We start from the raw sequence: 1896 nt of genomic DNA on the forward strand, positions 1-1896 counted from the left end.
GATAAAAGTATTGACAAAGGCAATAACGCATGTTATAATTGAGACAGAAGCAAGGGAAAAGAAAAAATAAAAGGAGGAATAAAAATGAAAAAGAAAATAAAAGTTGATTCAGTGGAAATAATAGAAAGAGGTTCCAAAGTGACAGTTCATGTATGGTCAACAGAAAACGAGGATTTTTTTGAAAAAAAAATAGATGCGAATTCAGAATTAATTCAAAAAATAAAAGAAATAAAAGAAGGAGACATAATAGAAATAGAATATGAAGAGAAAGAATACATGGGGAAGAAATTACTCAAACTGAAAGATATTATAAAATAGCAGGGCAAGGTACAGCCCGTGAAAGTCGGGCCAGCCGAAAGGCTGCTACGCTCAACCTGATAAAAGAGGAGGTGATAAGATAAATTGAAAATAAAAAAGAATGACACAACAATAACAATCAAGCTCCCATGTGCACTCAAAAAAGAGGCCGAACAAAAGCTTGCCGAGATGGGATATTCCATGTCGGAGTTTATTAGAGAGAAATTGCAAGAAATTATTGTAGATGAGAACAAATTAAAAGGAAAGGAATGATTTTTTGTGGCAACAATACCAAAATTAATAAGAAAATTAGGAAAAGAAGCATATAATTTGTATATTGTTGGGGGATACATAAGGGACAGGATTTTAAATAGAGAAGCTAAAGATTATGATTTTGTAGTTCAGGAAGATGCAGAGAAAATCGCCAAATTGGTGGCAGAAAAATTAGGGGGTACTTTTGTGTCTTTTATGGCGGAAAAAGGCACATATAGGGTTGTGGTAGGAGATGAAATATTGGATTTTACTAATTTAAGGGGTGAAGACATATACATAGATTTAGCTCATAGAGACTTTACAATGAATGCTATGGCTATAAAATGACGGATTATTTTGAATTTGAATATATTATTGATCCTTTTGGTGGCATGACGGACATAAAAAACAGGAAAATAAAGCATGTGGGTGTGATGACCTTTAAAGAAGATCCGTTAAGGGCTTTGAGGGCTGTGAGATTTGCTGCGACTTATAAATTTAATATTGATGAGGGTACAAAGGCTAAAATAAGAGAAGAAGCGGCCTTAATAAAACAAGTAGCCTCAGAGAGAATAATGAATGAAATTTTTATAATATTAAAAGAAAAGAATTCTCACAAATATTTAAGAATGATGGAAGATTTAAAACTTATGGAAAATATATTTGAAGAAGTTGCTAAAATGAAAGAAGTAGGAAGGTGCTATTATCACCTTACAAATGCTTGGATACATTCACTAAAAACTGTAGAAGAATACGAAAATATCATAAATTCTATGAGATTTCCCAAAGACGTATATGATATAGTTTCGGAGTATTTAGATAGAAAGCTTTCTTCTGACAACAAAGTAAAGGACATAATAAAACTTGGAGCTCTTTTTCACGATATAGGCAAACCAGAATCCATATACATTGATACTGAAAATAGAGTACATTTTTATAATCATGAGATAAAAGGGGCTGAAATTGTAAAAAAAATATCTTCAAGAATGAAAATATCCAAAAAGGAATCTTCTTTGCTTAAAAAGCTTGTTCTTTATCATATGAAGCCTTTGATGTACTATGTAAATGGCGGACCAACGAATAAGTCTCTTTTTAGATTTTTTTCCGAACTTAAGGATGATTCAATAGCGATTTTACTTTTATCTCAGGCTGATTTTACTGCTACAAGGCTTAATTTAGGTAAAGAGGAAGAGATACCAAAGTTTACAGATTATATTACCAGGCTTTTAAAAAGATATGTAGAATTTAAAGAAACAGAAAAACCATTACTTTCGCCGCTGGATATAATAATAAATTTTGATGTAAAAGATGGGAAAAAATTAGGACAGATTTTATATGAAATAAGGA

Annotated in this window: 2 protein-coding genes and 1 pseudogene; all 3 read left to right on the forward strand. The window is 31.4% G+C overall.

What is annotated here, in order from left to right:
* Positions 1-84: 84 nt before the first annotated feature.
* Positions 85-318: a hypothetical protein gene (locus tag M663_RS0104610; RefSeq protein ID WP_029688111.1), complete on the forward strand. Its 234-nt coding sequence runs from the start codon at positions 85-87 to the stop codon at positions 316-318.
* Between the two features lie 84 nt (positions 319-402).
* On the forward strand, positions 403-570 hold the full coding sequence (locus M663_RS15245; protein WP_273702631.1) for a hypothetical protein: 168 nt from the start codon (positions 403-405) through the stop codon (positions 568-570).
* A 6-nt stretch (positions 571-576) separates the two neighbouring features.
* A pseudogene (locus M663_RS14555) lies at positions 577-1896 on the forward strand (HD domain-containing protein); the annotation flags it as partial.

The organism is Thermoanaerobacter sp. A7A (assembly GCF_000445185.1).
Lineage (GTDB): Bacteria > Bacillota > Thermoanaerobacteria > Thermoanaerobacterales > Thermoanaerobacteraceae > Thermoanaerobacter.

Coding starts and splice junctions, on each gene's coding strand:
- M663_RS0104610 (WP_029688111.1), top strand. CDS start 85: ATGAAAAAGAAAATAAAAGTTGATTCAGTGGAAATAATAGAAAGAGGT.